This window comes from Caballeronia terrestris (assembly GCF_001544515.1).
GTDB classification, from domain to species: Bacteria; Pseudomonadota; Gammaproteobacteria; order Burkholderiales; family Burkholderiaceae; genus Caballeronia; species Caballeronia terrestris.
In genome coordinates, this window is the sequence record NZ_FCOL02000011.1 from 34,751 (window position 1) to 52,850 (window position 18,100).

Annotated in this window: 16 protein-coding genes; 12 read left to right on the plus strand and 4 right to left on the minus strand. The window is 63.6% G+C overall.

The genetic code is table 11. The features are described 5' to 3' along the window. Window positions 1-43 precede the first annotated feature (43 nt). The 5 genes from AWB67_RS11885 to AWB67_RS11905 are packed head-to-tail and all read left to right on the plus strand — an operon-like array spanning window position 44 to window position 4,346. The gene (locus AWB67_RS11885) at window positions 44-910 is read left to right on the plus strand and encodes an STAS domain-containing protein (RefSeq protein ID WP_087656438.1); all 867 of its coding nucleotides are present in this window, start codon (window positions 44-46) and stop codon (window positions 908-910) included. Between the two features lie 2 nt (window positions 911-912). Further along, window positions 913-1,293 (plus strand): STAS domain-containing protein, encoded by a 381-nt coding sequence (locus AWB67_RS11890; protein WP_087656439.1) that lies wholly within the window; start codon window positions 913-915, stop codon window positions 1,291-1,293. Between the two features lie 17 nt (window positions 1,294-1,310). Then, window positions 1,311-1,691 (plus strand): anti-sigma regulatory factor, encoded by a 381-nt coding sequence (locus AWB67_RS11895; RefSeq protein ID WP_268808006.1) that lies wholly within the window; start codon window positions 1,311-1,313, stop codon window positions 1,689-1,691. Continuing rightward, window positions 1,676-2,674 (plus strand): ATP-binding SpoIIE family protein phosphatase, encoded by a 999-nt coding sequence (locus AWB67_RS11900; protein WP_087656441.1) that lies wholly within the window; start codon window positions 1,676-1,678, stop codon window positions 2,672-2,674. The genes AWB67_RS11895 and AWB67_RS11900 overlap by 16 nt, the downstream gene beginning before the upstream one ends. A 1-nt stretch (window position 2,675) precedes the next feature. Next, window positions 2,676-4,346 (plus strand): ATP-binding response regulator, encoded by a 1,671-nt coding sequence (locus tag AWB67_RS11905; RefSeq protein ID WP_087656442.1) that lies wholly within the window; start codon window positions 2,676-2,678, stop codon window positions 4,344-4,346. 1 nt (window position 4,347) lies between these two features. On the opposite strand, the gene AWB67_RS11910 is transcribed toward AWB67_RS11905, so the two are convergent. The 3 genes from AWB67_RS11910 to AWB67_RS11920 form a co-directional block, all read right to left on the minus strand. Next, window positions 4,348-4,656: an ElaB/YgaM/YqjD family protein gene (locus AWB67_RS11910; RefSeq protein ID WP_087656443.1), complete on the minus strand. Its 309-nt coding sequence runs from the start codon at window positions 4,654-4,656 to the stop codon at window positions 4,348-4,350. Between the two features lie 76 nt (window positions 4,657-4,732). After that, the gene (locus tag AWB67_RS11915; protein WP_087656444.1) at window positions 4,733-6,802 is read right to left on the minus strand and encodes an NAD(+) synthase; all 2,070 of its coding nucleotides are present in this window, start codon (window positions 6,800-6,802) and stop codon (window positions 4,733-4,735) included. A gap of 251 nt (window positions 6,803-7,053) precedes the next feature. Beyond that, entirely contained in the window at window positions 7,054-8,301 is a 1,248-nt protein-coding gene (locus AWB67_RS11920) for a LysR family transcriptional regulator (RefSeq protein WP_087656445.1), read from the minus strand. A gap of 496 nt (window positions 8,302-8,797) precedes the next feature. Here AWB67_RS11920 and AWB67_RS11925 point away from each other — a divergent pair, with 496 nt between their 5' ends. Together AWB67_RS11925 and fae are read left to right on the plus strand one after the other, a co-directional pair. Further along, window positions 8,798-10,708, plus strand: coding sequence for an AAA family ATPase (locus tag AWB67_RS11925; protein ID WP_087656446.1), 1,911 nt, complete (start codon window positions 8,798-8,800; stop codon window positions 10,706-10,708). Window positions 10,709-10,768: 60 nt separating this feature from the next. Next, on the plus strand, window positions 10,769-11,302 hold the full coding sequence (fae, locus tag AWB67_RS11930; RefSeq protein ID WP_087656447.1) for a formaldehyde-activating enzyme: 534 nt from the start codon (window positions 10,769-10,771) through the stop codon (window positions 11,300-11,302). A gap of 357 nt (window positions 11,303-11,659) precedes the next feature. On the opposite strand, the gene AWB67_RS11935 is transcribed toward fae, so the two are convergent. After that, window positions 11,660-12,526 carry a LysR family transcriptional regulator gene (locus tag AWB67_RS11935; RefSeq protein ID WP_087656448.1) on the minus strand — a complete coding sequence of 289 codons (867 nt, stop codon included), beginning with the start codon at window positions 12,524-12,526 and terminating at the stop codon, window positions 11,660-11,662. A gap of 119 nt (window positions 12,527-12,645) precedes the next feature. Here AWB67_RS11935 and AWB67_RS11940 point away from each other — a divergent pair, with 119 nt between their 5' ends. From AWB67_RS11940 to AWB67_RS11960, 5 genes are read left to right on the plus strand one after another with little or no spacing between them, the layout of a single operon-like run. Then, complete coding sequence (locus AWB67_RS11940; RefSeq protein WP_087656449.1) at window positions 12,646-13,671, plus strand: ABC transporter ATP-binding protein; 1,026 nt, start codon at window positions 12,646-12,648, stop codon at window positions 13,669-13,671. After that, on the plus strand, window positions 13,668-14,738 hold the full coding sequence (locus AWB67_RS11945) for an ABC transporter ATP-binding protein (RefSeq protein ID WP_087656450.1): 1,071 nt from the start codon (window positions 13,668-13,670) through the stop codon (window positions 14,736-14,738). The genes AWB67_RS11940 and AWB67_RS11945 overlap by 4 nt, the downstream gene beginning before the upstream one ends. A 30-nt stretch (window positions 14,739-14,768) precedes the next feature. Continuing rightward, window positions 14,769-16,274 carry an ABC transporter substrate-binding protein gene (locus tag AWB67_RS11950; protein WP_087656451.1) on the plus strand — a complete coding sequence of 502 codons (1,506 nt, stop codon included), beginning with the start codon at window positions 14,769-14,771 and terminating at the stop codon, window positions 16,272-16,274. Between the two features lie 5 nt (window positions 16,275-16,279). Further along, complete coding sequence (locus AWB67_RS11955; protein WP_087656452.1) at window positions 16,280-17,224, plus strand: ABC transporter permease; 945 nt, start codon at window positions 16,280-16,282, stop codon at window positions 17,222-17,224. Then, window positions 17,224-18,099 carry an ABC transporter permease gene (locus AWB67_RS11960; protein ID WP_087656453.1) on the plus strand — a complete coding sequence of 292 codons (876 nt, stop codon included), beginning with the start codon at window positions 17,224-17,226 and terminating at the stop codon, window positions 18,097-18,099. The genes AWB67_RS11955 and AWB67_RS11960 overlap by 1 nt, the downstream gene beginning before the upstream one ends. The last annotated feature ends 1 nt before the right edge of the window (window position 18,100 follow it).

The following is an 18,100-nucleotide window of genomic DNA, read 5'->3' on the forward strand; positions in this document are numbered from 1 at the left end:
GTTGCCGGTTTAGGAAACCAAGAACACAAAACTGGAGAAGCACTTGAGCGAACCTCACGGCCTCGCCGATATCGTCGGCAAGCACGAAGCGAACATTCTGACTGACTGGATCAACGAACAACTCGCGACGGCGCGCCAGGGCGTGATTTCCGAAGCCGAGCTCAAGGAATCGTCGCGCGCTTTCCTCGCACAATTTGCGCGGGCTGTTGCCAACGACTACGATGCGGACCTTTCAGGCCAGGCTTGGGACAGCGTGCGCCTGCACCTCGAAGCGCTCTCGCGCGAACGCGTGATTCAGGGTTTCACCTCCTCGGAAACGGCCGTCTTTATCTTCTCGCTGAAAAAGCCGCTGTTCGACGCACTGCGCGACGCATTCAAAGCAAGCCCCGAACGTCTCGCGGAAGAATTCTGGAAACTGAGCCAGGTGCTCGACAAGCTCGGCCTTGTCACCGTCGATTCGTATCAACGTGAACGTCAGCAAGTGATCGAACGCCAGCAGCAGGAGTTGCTCGACTTAACGACGCCCGTCGTCAAACTGTGGGATTCGATCGTCGCATTGCCGCTCATCGGCACCCTCGACAGCGAACGCACGCAGGTCGTCATGGAAGGTCTGCTCAACGCGATCGTCGAGAACGAAGCGGCGATCGCGATCATCGACATCACCGGGGTGCCGACCGTCGACACGCTCGTGGCACAGCATCTGCTGAAGACCGTGGCGGCCGCGCGGCTGATGGGCGCGGAATGCATCATCAGCGGCATTCGTCCGCAGATTGCGCAAACCATCGTCCATCTTGGCGTCGATCTCGGCGACGTGGTGACAAAAGCGACGCTTGCGGAGGCGCTGAAGATCGCGCTGCGCCGTGTCAACCTTACCGTTACCAAGCTGGGCGCGGTCAAATCGGGCGATTGAAGATGGAGCAGATTCCGGTTCTCAAGCTGGGCGAGTTTCTTCTGGTGTCGATCCAGATCGAATTGCATGACGAACTCGTGCTGGGTCTCCAGGAAGACCTTACAACGCGTATCTCGGAGACCCGGGCCCGCGGCGTGCTGATCGATATTTCAGCGCTGGAGATCGTCGATTCGTTCATCGGCCGCACGCTCGGGCATATCGCGGCGATGGCGCGCGTGCTCGATGCGGAGACGGTGCTCGTCGGCATGCGTCCCGCGGTTGCGATCACGCTCGTGGAACTCGGCATGACGCTCAAGGGAATTCGAACCGCGCTCGACGTCGACAAGGGCATGGCCATGCTGAAGGCCTCGGCGGACGCGGGAGAATCTTCATCGTCACGCTAAATCAGGTCGTCCTGGAAATTCGCACGCCCGGCGAGGTCAACCTTGCGCGCAAAGCGGTGCAGGACTGGGCAATGCGGCTTTCGTTCGGCACGCTCGAGCGGACCAAGTTCGTCACGGCCGCAAGCGAACTCGCACGCAATACGATCGTGCACGGCCAGGGGGGAACGCTCACGCTCATCGAGCTGGAGAAGGACGGCAGGCAAGGCATTCAACTGATTTTCGAGGACAAGGGTCCGGGTATTCCCAACATCGAGAAGGCGCTGGAGGACGGCTACAGCACGGCCAAGAGCATGGGCCTCGGCTTGGGCGGCGCGCGGCGGCTCGTCAATGAATTCGAAATTACTTCGGCAGTAGGCAGCGGGACTCGCGTGAGCATCGTGCAATGGAAGCGACGATAAATCTTTCGGACCAGAGCGGCGTCGCGCACGCGCGGCGCTCGGTCGTCGCGCTCGCGCGGTCACTCGAACTTACCGAACGTGTCCAGGCCGACGCGTCACTTGTCGTGAGCGAAGCGGCCACTAACATCCTCAAGTATGCGAGAAGCGGCACGATCCACATCGCGCCTTATGCGGATTGCACGGGCAGCGGGCTGGAGATCGTGGCAGTGGACCGGGGGCCGGGCATCGTCAATGTCGAGGCTGCGCGCACGGATGGTTTTTCCACTGGTGGCAGTCTCGGTGCGGGACTCGGCACCATCGAGCGGCAGTCTGCGCTCTTCGATTTCTATTCGATCGCGGGCGGTGGCACCGTGCTGCTCGCGCGCATCGGGAGCAAGGGCGCAAGCGCCGCGAAGCCGTGCGCATGGACCATCGGTGCGAAATCGACGCCGAAGCTCGGCCAGCAGATTTGCGGCGACGCCTGGAGCGCGCTCGAAGACGACGGCATCCTGTGGCTCACGCTGCTCGACGGGCTCGGCCACGGACCGCTCGCGAGCGAGGCATCGCGCCGCGCGGTGGACGTGTTCCGCCAGCGCAATCGCGACGACACGCCCGCCGACGTCCTGCGCGCGGCGCACGAAGCGATGCGCTCGACACGCGGCGCCGTGATGGCCGCAGCGAAGTTCGATCCGAAGGCGAAATCGATGAAGTATGCGGGCGTCGGCAACATCGTCGCGATCGTGAACACGGGCGAGGTCAACCAGCATCTCGTCTCGACCGATGGCACCGTCGGCTACAACATGCGGCTCGTGCGCGAGAGCACGGTGGACTGGAACGTGCGCAGCGTGTTCATCGCGACGACGGACGGCCTGTCCACGCGCTGGAACCTGAATCGCCACCCGGACCTGCTGCGACATCATCCGGTCGTCATCGCGCATGTGCTGCACCGCGACTTCGCGCGCGACAACGACGACGCGTCGATCGTCGTCGTCAAGGCGGCCTGACATGCTGCATCGAATCCTCTCCACGCCGATCGCGAGCAACCTGAGTCTTGTCGCAACGCGCGATCGCGCGCGGCAGATCGGCGAGCTGTTCGGCCTCGACGATCTGCAACGCACGCGCTTCGTCACGGCAGTCTCCGAAATCGCGCGCAATGCCGTGCAATTCGCGGGTGGCGGCACGCTGACGTTCCTCGTCGGCGATTCGGCGGAGCACGCGAATTCGCAGTGCATCGTGGCGCAGATCGCCGACAAGGGGCCGGGTATCGCGAGGCTCGATCAGATTTTGAGCGGCGTGCATCATGAAGGCACGCCGGGCATGGGCTTGCCCGGCAGCCGCCGCATGGCCGATGCGTTCAACGTCGATACCGAACCGGGCCGCGGCACGACCGTCACGATTGAGATGCTGCTGCCGCGCGACAAGCCGCGCCTGACGCTCGACAAGCTGAGCGTGCTCGTCGATCAACTGACGCGCCGCAAGGCGCAGACGCCCGTCGAGGAACTGGAGCAGCAGAATCGCGAAATGCTGCTGACGCTCGGCGAATTGCGGCGCAAGCAGACCGAGCTCGAAGAAGCGGACGTGCGCAAGAACGAGTTCCTCGCGATGCTCGCGCACGAGTTGCGCAATCCGCTCGCGGCGATCAGCCTCGCGCTCGAAGTGGCCGGACGCGGTAAACCGGCAACGGGCGAACAGGCCGATACGTTCGCGCTGATCGGACGGCAGACGGCGCAGTTGTCGCGCATGGTCAACGACCTGCTCGACGTATCGCGGCTCACGCGCGGCAAGGTCGATCTGCATACGGAAGTCGCGCGCATCGACGATCTCATCACCGGTGCGCTGGAGATGACCGCCGCCGAAGTCACGCGGCGCGCGCACCGGATCAGGACGGTTTATCCGCAAGAGGCCGTGCTGGTACGCGGCGACGTCGCGCGGCTTAAGCAGGTGTTCAGCAATATTCTGCACAATGCGGCGCGCTATACGTCGGAGCCGGATGAGATCGTCGTGAAGGTCGAGGCCTCGGAGCAGGAGGTGGTCATAGAGGTGACGGATCACGGCATTGGCATCGAGCCTGCGATGCTGCCGCGCGTTTTCGATCTCTTTGCGCAGGCATCGACCGCGATCGGCCGGCAGGATGCGGGGCTCGGCATCGGTCTTACCGTTGTGAAGCGCCTCGTGCAGGATCACGGTGGATCGGCGGATGTTCAGAGCTCGGGAGTCGGGCGCGGGACGACGTTTGTGGTCAAACTGCCGCGTGTGTACGAGCCGCTGCCCGACGATGTCATCAACATGGTCATGGCGCCGCAGCAGCGCGCGCAACGCATCCTGATCGTCGATGACAACCGCGACGCTGCTGAAGCGCTCGAAGCATTATTGACGATGAGCGGCCACGAGTGCGAGGTCGCTTACGATGGAGCATCGGCGCTCGATGCGGCGGACGCATTCATGCCGACGGTGGCGGTCATCGATATCGGTTTGCCCGACATAACCGGCTTCGAAGTTGCGCGCGGTCTACGCGAGAAGGCGCTCGGGCGCGCGCTCTTTCTCGTGGCGCTGAGCGGCTACACCACGCCCGATTTTCGCGAAAACGCCGACGACGCGGGCTTCGATCACTACTTCGCGAAGCCCATGCCGATCGACGATCTCTACGCCTGCCTAGCTGCCTTTCCTGCGCACTAGCTTAACGCGCTGCAAGCATCCCGATCACGAGTCCGGCGAGCGCCGCCATCGTGATCGCTTTCCATGGGTTGTCGTGCACGAAGTCGTCGGTGGTATCGGCGGCCATGCGGTATTTGAGCTTCAGGTTGTCCTGCGCCTCCGAGAGTTTTCCCTGCACCAGCCGCAACTTGCGTGCGGCTTCGAACTTCGTGGCGGCTGCGGCGGACGAGCCGTCCGTATCGTCCGAAGGACGCGACGTCGCGCGGATCGAAGGCTTCACGCCTTGCGCTGAAGTACCACCATTGGATGAATTTGAGGTGTCGTCACTCATTGCTTGCTCCTTGTTTGTGTGGGGCCGGAATATGCTCAAAGTCGATGGTGGGTCGCAATAACCGTGCCGCGCGTGCTCATGACGCTTCGCCGTCGGCCGACTCCGGGATGCGCTCGACGTCCTGCTTCCAGACCGTGGCCTCCGAATCGCTCGGTGCGCGCCAGTCGCCGCGCGGCGAGAGCGATCCGCCCGAGCCAACCTTCGGCGCGTTCGGAATGCAGGACCGTTTAAACTGGCTCGTCCTGAAGAAGCGATCGACGAAGATCGAGAGATTGCGCTTGATGTCCGCGAGCGCGTACTGGTTGCGCATGACGTGGGCCTCTTCGGGCCACGCGCCTTGCTCCTTGTCCTTCCACGCCGAATGCGCGAGGAACGCGACCTTCGACGGCGTGAAGCCGAACCGCAGAATGTAGTAGAGGCTGAAGTCCTGCAATTCATACGGCCCGATCACGCTCTCGGTCTTCTGTTCGAGCACGCCGCTCGACTTGCCCGGCACGAGTTCGGGACTGATGTCGGTATCGAGGACTTGCTCGAGCACCTCCGTTCCTGAAGTGCCGATCTGTCCCGACTCCGCGACCCAGCGCACGAGATGCGTGATCAGCGTCTTCGGCACGCTCGCGTTCACACTGTAATGCGACATGTGATCGCCGACGCCGTAGGTGCACCAGCCGAGCGCGAGTTCGCTCAGGTCGCCGGTGCCGATCACGATCGCGTTGTTGAAGTTCGCGAGACGAAAGAGGTGATTGGTGCGTTCCCCCGCCTGTACGTTTTCGAACGTGATGTCGTACTGCTCCGTGCCTTCGCCGTACGGATGCCCCAGGTCCTTCAGCATCTGCAGGCAACTGGGGCGAATGTCGATCTCCTCGGCCGAGCAGCCGACCACCTTCATCAGATCCTTCGCCTGCTGCAGCGTGCGGTGGCTCGTCGCGAAACCCGGCATCGTATAGCCGAGAATGTTCGAGCGCGGCAGGCCGAGGCGGTCCATCGCCTTTGCGCAGACAAGCAGTGCATGCGTCGAATCGAGGCCGCCCGAAACGCCGATCACAACCTTCGATATCTTCGATGCCCCGAGCCGCTGGATCAGCGCCTGCACTTGAATGTTGTAAACCTCGCTGCATCGTTCGTCGCGGCGGCGCGAATCGGCGGGAACGTACGGGAAGCGCTCGACCGCGCGTTCGAGCGGCAGATGCTCATCCTCGGGGATCGTGAACGGCACCTGCACCACGCTGAATTTCGCGACCTCATCGCGATGCCGGTGCGCGGTCTGGCCGAACGTCGTCTGTTTCATGCGTTCGCGCGAGAGGCGTTCTAGATCGATGTCTGCACATAACACGTGCGACTCGTTCAGGAAGCGGTCGGACTCCGCCAGCAGCGAGCCGTTTTCGTAGATCAGCGCCTGGCCGTCCCACGCGAGATCGGTGGTGGACTCGCCGCGGCCGGCGGACGTGTACAGGTATGCCGCGAGGCAGCGCGCGGATTGCTGCCCGACGAGCTGATGCCGATACCCCGACTTGCCCACGACGATATTCGACGCCGACAGGTTGACGAGCACCGTCGCGCCCGCGAGCGCGGCGAACGACGAGGGCGGGATCGGCACCCATACGTCCTCGCAAATCTCGACGTGAAAGCGAAAGAACGGGATGCCGGGAACGTCGAAGAGAAGATGCGCGCCGAACGGCACTTGCTGGCCACAGACATCGACCTGCGTGACCGATGCGCTATCGGCCGGATTGAACTGACGCGCCTCGTAGAACTCGCCGTAGTTCGGCAGATAGCTCTTGGGCACGATGCCGAGGATGCGTCCGCCTGACACGATCGCTGCGCAGTTGAAGAGCTTGTGCTCGACGCGGAGCGGCAGCCCGACGATCAGTACGAGCGGCAAGCGCTCCGATGCCGCTGCGACTTGAGCAAGCGCTTCTTCGCATGCGTCGAGCAGGGCGCGTTGATGGAAGAGGTCGTCGCAGGTGTAGGCGGAGAGGCCCAGCTCGGGGAACGCGACGAGCGCGGCGCGGCGCGCGGCGGCTTGTTTCGCGACCTCGATCGTCTGCGCTGCGTTGAACGCGGGATCGGCGACGCGGCAGTTCGGCACCGCGACGGCGACCCGCGCGAAATCGTGGCTGTAGAGGTTGAAGAAAGACTTGGCCATTCTGAACAATCCCTCGGTACGGGTGACGCAGCGTTGGTAGACGCTTGCGCTGATCTGGAGGGATTTTAGCAGCGGGCGCATGGGCGCGATGCCCGCGCTTTCTGTGCGCGGGCGCGCGATGCGAGATTAGCGGTCGGCGCTGAAGCCAAGCAGCGCGACGGTCGCTGGGTGATGAGCAAGCTCGCCATGAGCCGCTCGATGCCGATAAGCATCGGCGCGACCGCGCCTCAACTGACGACGCCTGAACGCGCTCAATGCATCGCGACGAGCGTCGTGCGCGCGACCTTGTCGACGGTGAGACGTATCGCGTCGATCAGCGCGCGCGCCGCCGGCGACGGCGTGCCGCCCGCGCGCACGATCAGGCCGATATCGCGTTGAGTATTCTGCATTTCGATGTCGAGCACCGCGAGCTGTCCCGACTCGCACTCATAGAAGAGTTGCTGCGCGGAGAGCGCCGCGAGCATGTCGGTCTGCATCAGCACGCCACGGATGACAGCGAGATCGGCGGTTTCCACGGTCGGCATCGGCGGCTTCAGGCGTGCCCGCCGGAAAAGCGCTTCGAACATGCCGCGCGCGGGAGCGTGGCTGCGCGGCAGAATCCATTGAGCAGACGATAGCTGCTTCAGCGACAGCCCGCTCGTGCCCACGAGCGGATGATCGCGACGCGCCAGTACGACCAGGTCCTCCGACATGAGCCGCTCGTTGGCGAGGCCGCTTGCGGCATCGTTTGCGCGCAGGGCGCCGAGCACGAAATCGATATCGCCGGAACGCAGGCCCGCGACGAGCAAGTCGTATGCGCTTTCATCGGTCACGACGCGCACGCCCGGATACTTCGCCGCCACGCGCGCAATCGCTTCCGGCAGGATCCGAGTGCGGCCGAGTGGCAGCGCGCCGACGGTCACGTAGCCCTGGATGCTGCCGTGCAACGCGGCGATGTCGTCGGGAATATGGCGCAGTTCGTTCAACGCGCGGCGCACGTGCAGCACGAACGTCTCGCCCTCGCTCGTCAGCAGCAGCCCGCGCGGACTACGATAGAAAAGTTGCATCCCGGCGCCGCTCTCCATGATCCGAATCGCGCTGCTCACCGCCGGCTGGCTGATGCCGAGCGTCTGCGCGGCGCTCGGCATGTGCCGGTGCCGTGCAAGCGTCGAGAACAATTGCAATCGACGGGTGTTGAGCAAGTAGGCGGGCAACGCGTTATCCGTCACCGAACGCCTCCGCGATTGACGCGCGGCGCACCATTTGGCGAGCTCTTCCAGCTCGGCGAAGATTCGTTCGCAACGCTGCAGCACCGCGCGGCCGGCGGGCGTCGGCAACATGCCCGATGGACGGCGCTCGAAAAGAGGCTCACCGACCGCCGTTTCCAGTTCCTGCAGCGAACGCGTGACGGCGGATTGCGCCCTGAACAATGCCGCCGCCGCGCGCGTTGCGCTGCCGGTCTGGCCGACCAGCCGAAAGGCGCGCAAGTAAGCGAGGTTGAGCAGTTCAGGGTTGTCCATTGCGTGCCTTGATACCTGGAATTTGCGATCGAGTATAGCGGGGCGGATGGCCCTGCAACAGAGCGCACGCAGCCATCTATTTGGTTTATCGCGTTGCATGAGAAACACGCGTGCAGCATGCGCGCGGGCAATGGCAGCTCTTTCGATTTTTAAAGCACGCCCGATTGGTTTCATGCGTCGTTCGACAGGCGCATTATTCTTCAGCGCACTGGATTAACTCGGGCACCAATCAAAAGCCTTGAATTAACCCTTAATAAGGGCCTTTTCCCCAATTTGTAAACAAAACACTCGCGGGCATAATGCGTTAAATTCAGTAATCGGTAAGCGGGCAATGGAGTTCATGTCGTTTTTACCGAATTGAATTGGGCATTACGGCTGAGTCTCGCGCGCATGACATTAATGTTTCGATGCCGCGCTGCGATCGGTGCGTCCCCCTCACTCGAACACGCTGATCCAGCGTCCGGGCCCATGATGTGGCCCGCTTTAGGTATGGAATATGAAACCGGCTAAAAATTCCTTGTGGTCTCGATCTGCGCGGTATATCAAACTCGGCCTGGCAACCGCTGCCATCGCCGGACTCGTGAGTGTTCTGCTCTTGCGTCACGAGCAAAAGACCGGACTGACGCCCGCACTAAACGGCGTCGCGAGCCAGATGCGCGATGACACCGCCGCGTGGACCCGCGAAGAGCGCGACGCCTCAGAGATGCTGCGCGATATTCGCGCGCACGACGTGACGGCGATCGGCGTTAGCCCGAGCGCGATTCTCGTGTCGACGAAGAAAGGCGCGAAGTACTTCGTCACCGACCACAACTCGTCGTTTTCGAATGCGCTCCTGCTGAGCGAAATGAAGACCGACGCGCAATCGCCGTATCAGCTCGTCTGGCTGCCAGATGCGAACATCCGTTCGGATTCGGCGCGTCTGATGGATGCGTTCGACAAAACGCGCGACGCCCTTAGCCTTCTGCTGCCGCTGTTGCTGATCGGAGGAATGGTCTGGTTCATGCGCCGTGAAATGACGGGCGGCGCGCAGCTGCTCGGCAGGGCGCCCGAACTCACGTTCGACGACGTGATCGGCGCAGGCGAAGCGAAGGCCGCGCTTTCGGACATCCAGGCGTACCTCACCGACCCGAAGCAATTCAGCGGCATGGGCCTGCGCGCGCCGTGCGGCATCTTGATGGTCGGCGGCCCGGGCGTCGGCAAGACACGTCTCGCGCAGGCGCTCGCGGGCGAGTGCGGCGCGAACTTCATCTCGATCACCGGAAGCTACTTCAGCGCGAAGTATTACGGCGTCGGCATCCAGAAGGTCAAGCATCTGTTCGAAATGGCGCGCAAGAACGCGCCGACCGTCATCTTCATCGATGAAGCCGACGGCCTCGCGAAGCGCACCGACACAGGCGGCGGTCCCGCGGAATCGGAGAGCAACCGGATCATCAACCAGTTGCTCGCGGAGATGGACGGCTTCGAATCGAACGAGGGCGTGATCATCGTCGCCGCGACGAATCACCCGGACAATCTCGACGAAGCGCTGCGTCGTCCGGGCCGCTTCGATCGCACGGTGCAGGTTCGCCTGCCCGACCTCGAAGACCGCGCGGAGATCTTCCGCTTCTATGCGGACAGGCTCACGACGAAATCCGACGACATCGATTTCCGGCAACTCGCGCGCCTCTCGACGGGACTTTCGCCCGCCACGCTCGCGATGGTCGTCAATCAGGCGGGGCTCGTTGCGCGCAAGGCGGGCGAGAGCGTGGTCGAGTCGAAGCACTTCGTCGAAGCGATCAAGATCGCGCGCATCGGTGATGTGAGCGGCGCGGAGCGTGCGCTCAACGAAGAGGAACGCAAGCGCATCGCGGTTCATGAAGCGGGCCACGGACTCGTCGCCGCTTTGCTCGGCACGGGCGTGCTGGAAGAAGTGACGATCCTGCCGCGCGGCGGCGCATTGGGCGTCGCGCTCATCACGAAGATGCAGGACAAGCACCTGTATCGCGAGACCGAAATGCGCAACGAGATTCAGGTGCTGCTCGGCGGACGGAACGCGGAATTGCTGACGTTCTCGGAAGCATCGAGCGGCGCCGCGCAGGACTTGCAGGAAGCATCGCGAATCGGCCTCGACATGGTGTCGAAGTTCGGCTTCAATGCGGACGGCAATCTCTTCAGCCTCGCCGCGTTGCCGCAGCAGTACGCGGGCTTGCAGATGAAGGCGTCGATCGAGCACGCGAACATTCTGCTCAAGGAACTGAACGAAGCCTGTTACACACTGTTGCGCGACAACGAGCCAGTGTTGCAGGCGATCGCCGGGGAACTGCTCGAATCGGAGACGGTGCCGGGCTCGACCGTGTATCGGCTGATCGAGGAGCACCGGGCGCGCAAGGACGGTTTGCATCTTGCCGAGGAGAGAGAAGCCGCTTGATTGGCATCGTCCTTGCGTCCGTCAGTCTGTTCGGTGCAACTCTTCTAAGGAGTTTGATCCATGAGTATCGACCTGACGTTCCGCGCAGGCGAAGCAACCGTCATGGCGGCCGAAGGCCAGGCGACCGACGCGATGCCCGAGATCCTGATCGGGCGCGTCGACGGCCCGGTCGGTCATGCGTTCGCGAACATGATGGCGCAAAGCAAGGGCCACACGGCGATGTTCGCGATCCGCGCCTGCAACCAGATGGTGCGGCCCGCCACGATGATCGTCCCGAAGGTCACGCTGAAGGACATGGCGACCATCGACCTGTTCGGCGGCGTCGTGCAATCCGCGACGGCCGATGCGATCGTCGATTGCCTGATCGAAGGCATCTTGCCGAAAGATCAGGCGAACGATCTGTGCATCATCAGTCTCGTCTGGATCGATCCGCGTTGCGTGAGCGATCCGAACCTCGACAAGAAGGACATGTACCGCACGAACTACGAAGCGACGAAGCTCGCGATCCAGCGTGCGATGAACAACGAGCCGAGCGTGGAGACGCTGATCGCGAATCGCCACACCATCAAGCACGATATGGACGACTGGAGCTGAACGTCCGCGTCGGCGATTCACCAAATAGCAAAGCCCCGCCCGGCGAAGCCGGAGCGGGGCAGTGCGTCTTACACTTGCTGCCTACAACATCGATGAACATTGCGTTACGGCTACAGCGGAACAGATGTGCTGCGTTACGTCGCTGCTGACATCGGATACGGCGCGGTTCGAATCGCACGTCACTGCTTTACGGTACAGGGTTAGGGTAAGTCCGTTTGCTCAGTCGACCTGGAGGCTTGCCGCGCGCGGTGCGTTGTTCTGCACCACGGAAACCAGTTTATCTCCGCGACCTTGATTTCAATTGGCCGATGAGCCGCCGACTTAACCCACAATTCGCGCAATCGCCGTTACGACGCTTCAATCCGAATGCAGCATGGCGACGATCGCATCGGTGATACCCGTCTGCGCATAAGACGCGCGCTGGATCATGCCGACCGTACGCGTGATCGGCGGATACACGATCGGAATTAGCCGTAGCGACGGATCGGCTTCCCAGTCGCCGCGATGCAGCTTTGGCAGCACCGTCACGCCGACGTTCTTGCGCACGAGCGCCACGATCGTCTCGATGGAATTCAGCTCCAGATATTCCTTCACCTGAAGACCGAGCGTCTGCAACGCCTGATCGACGACGAGCCCCGTGCGCACGCGCCGGTCGAAGCGCAGGAAGCCGTGCGCGAGCAGGATGCGTTGCGCATCGGTATCGGTGACTTCGCGGTTCACGACGAGCATTAGCGGCTCGGTATAGAGCGGCGTCCACGTGAGGCCCTCGGGCAGCGTATCGTCCGGGCGCGCGACGACTGCCGCGATGTCCACTTCTCCTTCTTCGACCATGACCGTCAGTTCGTCGGAGCGCGCCGAGAGCAGCCGCACGTCGAGCAACGGATGCGCGGTCTTCAGCCCCGCGACGCACAGCGACAACGCGCCGATCACCGACACGACCGCACCGATCGTCACCGGCCCCTGCATCGCCCTGGCGGGCTTCGCTTCGAGTTCGGCCATCAAGTCGAGGATCAGTTCGACCTTCGGCGCGATCTCGCGGCCCTGCTGCGTCAGTGTGATCTGGCGGCCGCTGCGATCGAATAAATCACGCTTGAGCGCCTCTTCGAAGCCGCGCATCTGCAAGCTCACGGCGGCCTGCGTCAACGCGATCTTGTCCGCGGCGGCGGCGAACGAGCCGGTCCGCGCGACCAGGCGAAAAGTCTTGAGCATGCGGATCGTAAGCATCGAAACTTAAAAATAACTTGAATGAGGTTAAGAAAGTTTAATATTTTCTGATGTGCCGTGTTGGACATAATTGCGTAACGACTTTTCCCGGACATCGATGTGCGCTGGAGCAGCCAACCATGAACAAGCCTTTCGAGCGCCGGCCGGTGCTGGAAGTCACGGGCTTCTCCCTCAAGTTTTCCCGCGATCCGAAGGCGCCGAATCTCGTCGATGACGTCTCGCTCTCGGTGAACGCCGGAGAAACGCTGTGCGTGGTGGGCGAATCGGGCTGCGGCAAGAGCGTGACGTCGCTCGCACTGATGGGCCTCTTGCCGAGCCCGCCCGCGAACGTCGTAGCGGGCACGGCGATGTTCGACGGCCGCGATCTCTTCGCGATGCCCGAGCGCGAACTCGCGGACGTGCGCGGCAACCGCATGTCGATGATCTTCCAGGAGCCGATGACGTCGCTCAATCCAGCGTTCACCGTCGGACACCAGATTGCGGAATGCGTCGAGCGGCATCGTGGATTGAAGCGCGCCGAGGCGCGTGCCGAAGCGCTCGCGATGCTACGACTCGTGCGCATCCCCGCGCCCGAAACCCGGCTCGACGCGTATCCGCATGAGCTTTCCGGCGGCATGCGCCAGCGCGTGATGATCGCGATGGCGCTTGCCAATCGCCCGCAATTGTTGATCGCCGACGAACCCACCACCGCGCTCGACGTCACCATCCAGGCGCAGGTGCTCTCGCTCGTGCGCAACCTGCAGGCCGAAACCGGCACCGCGATGATCCTGATCACGCACGACCTGGGCGTGGTCGCCGAAGTGGCGGATCACGTCGCGGTGATGTATGCGGGGCGCATCGTCGAGTACGGGCCGGTGGCCGAAATCTTCGATGATCCGCAGCATCCATACACGATCGGCCTGATGGGCGCGATTCCTTCCGTCGGCAAGCGCGAGGGGCAGCTCGCGACGATTCGCGGCTCGGTGCCATCGCCCGAGCGCATGCCGAAAGGCTGCCGCTTCGCGCCGCGCTGTCCGTTTGTCGAAGCGCGCTGTATCGACGAGACGCCGCCCGACAAGCGCGTGAACGATGCGCATCGCGTGGCGTGCTGGGTCGCGCCGGTGGAGACTGCGCACGCGATGCAAGCGCGCGAGGTGGCTGCATGAGCGCGATCCTCGAAGCTCGCGGTCTCACCAAACACTTCGGCGGCACGCGCCATCTCTTTTCGCGCGCGCCGACGGTGTACGCGGTGAACGGCGTGTCGTTCGCGGTGGAGCAGGGCGAGACGTTTGCGATCGTCGGCGAATCGGGCTGCGGCAAGTCCACGCTCGGGCGTCTGCTGCTGCGTCTCATCGATGCCACCGAAGGCCAGGTCATCTATCAGGGCAAGGACATCACGCATCTGGGCGCGGGCGCGATGCGTCAGTTGCGCCGCGAATTGCAGATCATCTTTCAGGACCCGTTCGCATCGCTCAATCCGGGCATGACGGTGGGGCGCATCATCGGCGAGCCGGTCGAATTGCACGGCCTCGCGCACGGCAAGGCGCGCGCGGAACGCGTCGCGCAACTGCTCCGCACGGTCGGCCTGCAGCCCGAATACGCGGACCGCTATCCGCACGAATTTTCCGGCGGCCAGCGCCAGCGCATCGGCATTGCGCGCGCGCTGGCGGGCGAGCCGCGTTTGATCGTCGGCGATGAGCCGGTCTCCGCGCTCGACGTCTCGGTGCAGGCGCAAGTGATCAACCTGCTCGAAAAGCTGAAGCAGGACCTCGGCCTCACGCTCGTCATGGTCGCGCACGATCTGGCGGTGATCCGCCACATGAGCGACCGCGTCGCGGTGATGTATCTCGGCGAGATCGTCGAACTGGCGGACGTCGATGCGCTCTTCGACACGCCGCTGCATCCCTATACGCAGGCGCTCCTGCAGGCGATTCCCGCGAGCAGCCCGCGTCAGCGGCGCGAGCGCGTGGCGCTCACGGGCGACCTGCCGAGCCCGACCGCGCCGCCGCCCGGCTGCCGCTTCCATCCGCGCTGCCCGCATGCGAAACCGCTGTGCCGCGAAGCGGCGCCACGTAGCGAGACGGTGGACGGCGGCCGGCTCGTCGCGTGTCATTTCTGGCGCGAGATACAGAACGCGGGCGGCGGCGCCCCGCTCCAGTCGAGCGTGAGCGCGAAGCTCGCCGAGCGCCTTGCCGTCTATCGCGAGCGTCAGGCCGCGACCGACGCCACGTAGATCATCATTCCAACTCGAAGGAAAGACCGCATGCGTAACATTCTTGTAGCCGGGCTACTTGCTGTCGGCGTCGTCGGTTCAGGCGGCGCGATGGCGCAATCGACGATCCGCATCGGCCTGCAGGACGACATCGGCACGCTCGATCCGGCGCGTAGCAGCCAGGTGGTTGATCGCATGGTGCTGAATTCGCTGTGCAGCTCGCTCGTCGATATTTCGCCGGACCTCAAGATCGTGCCGATGCTCGCGACCTCGTGGAGCACGAGCGCCGATGGCAAGACGCTGACGTTCAAACTGCGCCAGGGCGTGAAGTTCCAGAACGACGAACCGTTCAACGCGGCGGCGGTGAAGGCGAATATCGACCGCTCGCGCTCGCTGCCGGCGAGCAATCGCAAGAGCGAACTGGCGTCGGTGGATCATGTCGACGTGGTCGATGACAGCACCGTCAATCTCGTGCTGAAGGCGCCCGATTCGGCGCTGCTCGCGACGCTCACCGACCGCGCCGGCATGATGCTCGCGCCGAAGTCGCTCGCGGACGATGCGGGCGTCGCTACGCATCCGGTGTGCTCGGGGCCGTACAGGTTCGTGCAGCGCGTACAGAACGACCGTGTCGTGCTGGAGAAATTCGCGGGCTACTGGGACGCCGACAAATACCCGATCCAGAAGGTGATCTATCAGCCGGTGCCGGACAGCACGGTGCGACTCGCGAACGTGCGCTCGGGCTCGCTCGACATGCTCGAACGCCTCGCGCCATCGGACGTGAACGCGGTGAAGAACGACCGCAACCTCAACTTCGTCTCGATCCCGGGCCTCGGCTTCTACGACCTCACGTTCAACATCTCGAACAGCGCGCGTGCCCCGAAGGCGCTCAAGGACAAGCGCGTGCGCGAGGCGTTCGAACTCGCAATCGACCGCGACGCGATCAACCAGGTGATCGGCGGCGGCATCTTCGCGCCGGCGAACCAGGCTCTGCCGGCATCGAGCCCGTACTACGTGAAGTCGATCACGACCACGAAGCGCGATGTCGCGAAGGCGAAGGCGCTGCTCAAGGCGGCGGGCTACGACAAGGTCGACGTGGAGCTGACGTTCGGCAACAACACGGTATCGAACCAGATGGCGCAGATGCTGCAGGCGATGCTCTCGGAAGCCGGCATCAACCTGAAACTGCGCCCGACCGACTACGCCGCAGCGCTCAACGCCGCGCACAAGGGCGACTTCGAGCTGCTCTATCTCGGCTGGTCGGGCCGTATCGATCCGGATGGCAACCTGCATCAGTTCGTGAGCTGCAAGGGCAACCTGAACTACGGCCTCTATTGCAACCCGGAAGTGGATCGCCTGCTCGGCGACGCGCGCGTGAAATCGACGGTCGCGGAACGCAAGCCGCTCTACGATGCCGCCTCGAAAATCCTCGCCGACGAAGCCCCGATCGTCTATCTCTACGTGCAGCCGTGGCCGTACGTGCTCTCGAAGAAAGTGCAGGGCTTCACGCCTTACCCGGACGGGCTGATCCGCCTGCGGGGCGTCACGGTCAAGGGGTAACCGACATGTTGCGCATCATCGCCAACCGCGTGCTGGTCGCGATTCCGACACTGATCCTCGTGTCGATGATGATCTTCGGCTTGCAGAAGATGCTGCCCGGCGACCCGGTCCTCGCGATGGCGGGCGAGGACCAGAACCCGCAAGTGATCGCGATGCTGCGCGCGAAGTATCACCTCGACGAACCCGTTCCCGCGCAATACGCGCTGTGGATCAAGGACCTTCTGCGCGGCGACCTCGGCGCGTCGATCCGAACCGATGTCCCGGTCACGACGCTGATCGCGCAGAAGCTCCCCGTCACGCTGCAACTCGCGGTCATGGGCATGATTCTCGCGATTGGCATCGGGCTACCGCTGGGCGTGCTTTCGGCGGCGAACAAGGGGCGCGCGCTCGACTACGGCGCGAATATTCTCGCGCTATCGGGCATGTCGATACCGAACTTCTGGCTCGGCATCATCCTGATCTTCGTCGTGTCGGTGCGCTGGCATCTGCTGCCGTCGTCGGGCTATGTATCGCCATCGGACGATTTCTGGATGAGCATCAAGACCATGCTGATGCCTGCGTTCGTGCTGGGCGCCGCGCTCGGCGCGCAACTGATGCGCCACACGCGCAGCGCGATGCTGAGCGTGCTGCGCACCGACTACATCCGCACGGCGCGCGCGAAGGGGCTGTTGCGCGGCACGGTCGTCGTCAAGCATGCGTTTCGCAACGCGCTGATTCCGATCGTCACCGTGCTCGCGCTTCTGTTCGGCGAACTGCTGGCGGGCGCCGTGCTGACCGAGCAGGTCTTCACGATTCCGGGCTTCGGCAAGCTGATCGTCGATGCCGTGTTCAATCGCGATTACGCGGTCGTGCAGGGCGTGGTGCTCGTGACGGCGGTGAGCTTCATCGTCGTGAACCTGTTTGCCGACGTGCTCTATATCCTGCTCAATCCAAGGCTGAGAAGAAGCTGATGGCCACGCTCCCCGTTACCGATACCGTCGACAAGCTGCCGCGCAGGCGGCATCGCGGCGTCGCGAAGTTCATGAAGAATCGCGCCGCCGTCGCGGGCGCGCTGATCGTCGTGTTCGTCGTGGTGATCGCGCTCTTGGCGCCGTGGCTCGCGCCCTACGATCCGATCCAGGCGAGCTTCATGACCGTGCGCAAGGCGCCTGATGCCGCGCACTGGTTCGGCACCGACGAACTCGGCCGCGACGTGCTGAGCCGCATGATCTGGGGCGCGCGCGCCTCGTTGCTGGCGGGCGTGGTGTCGGTCGGCATCGCGGTGGTGGTCGGCGTGCCGCTCGGGCTCTTGGCGGGCTACTTCGGCAGGCTCGTCGACGGCGTGATCTCGCGTATCGCCGATGCCTTGCTGTCGATCCCGTTCCTGATCCTCGCGATCGCGCTCGCCGCGTTTCTCGGGCCGAGCCTGACCAACGCGATGATCGCGATCGGCGTCTCGGCGATGCCGCGCTTCGTGCGCCTTACGCGCGGCCAGGCGCTGAGCGTGAAGGCGGAGGACTACGTGGAAGGCGCGCGCGCGATCGGCCTCGGCGACTTCCGGATCATCGTGCGCTATATCCTGCCGAACGTGCTGCCGCCGATCATCGTACAGGCGAGCCTCACCGTCGCGATGGCGATCATCGCGGAGGCGAGCCTCTCGTTTCTCGGCCTGGGGCAACTGCCGCCGGCGCCTTCGTGGGGTTCGATGCTGAACACCGCAAAGGACTTCGTCGACCAGGCGCCCTGGATGTCGATTTTTCCCGGCATCGCCATCTTTCTGGCGGTGCTCGGCTTCAACCTGCTGGGCGACGGACTGCGCGACGCCCTCGATCCCCGCGAACTCTGAT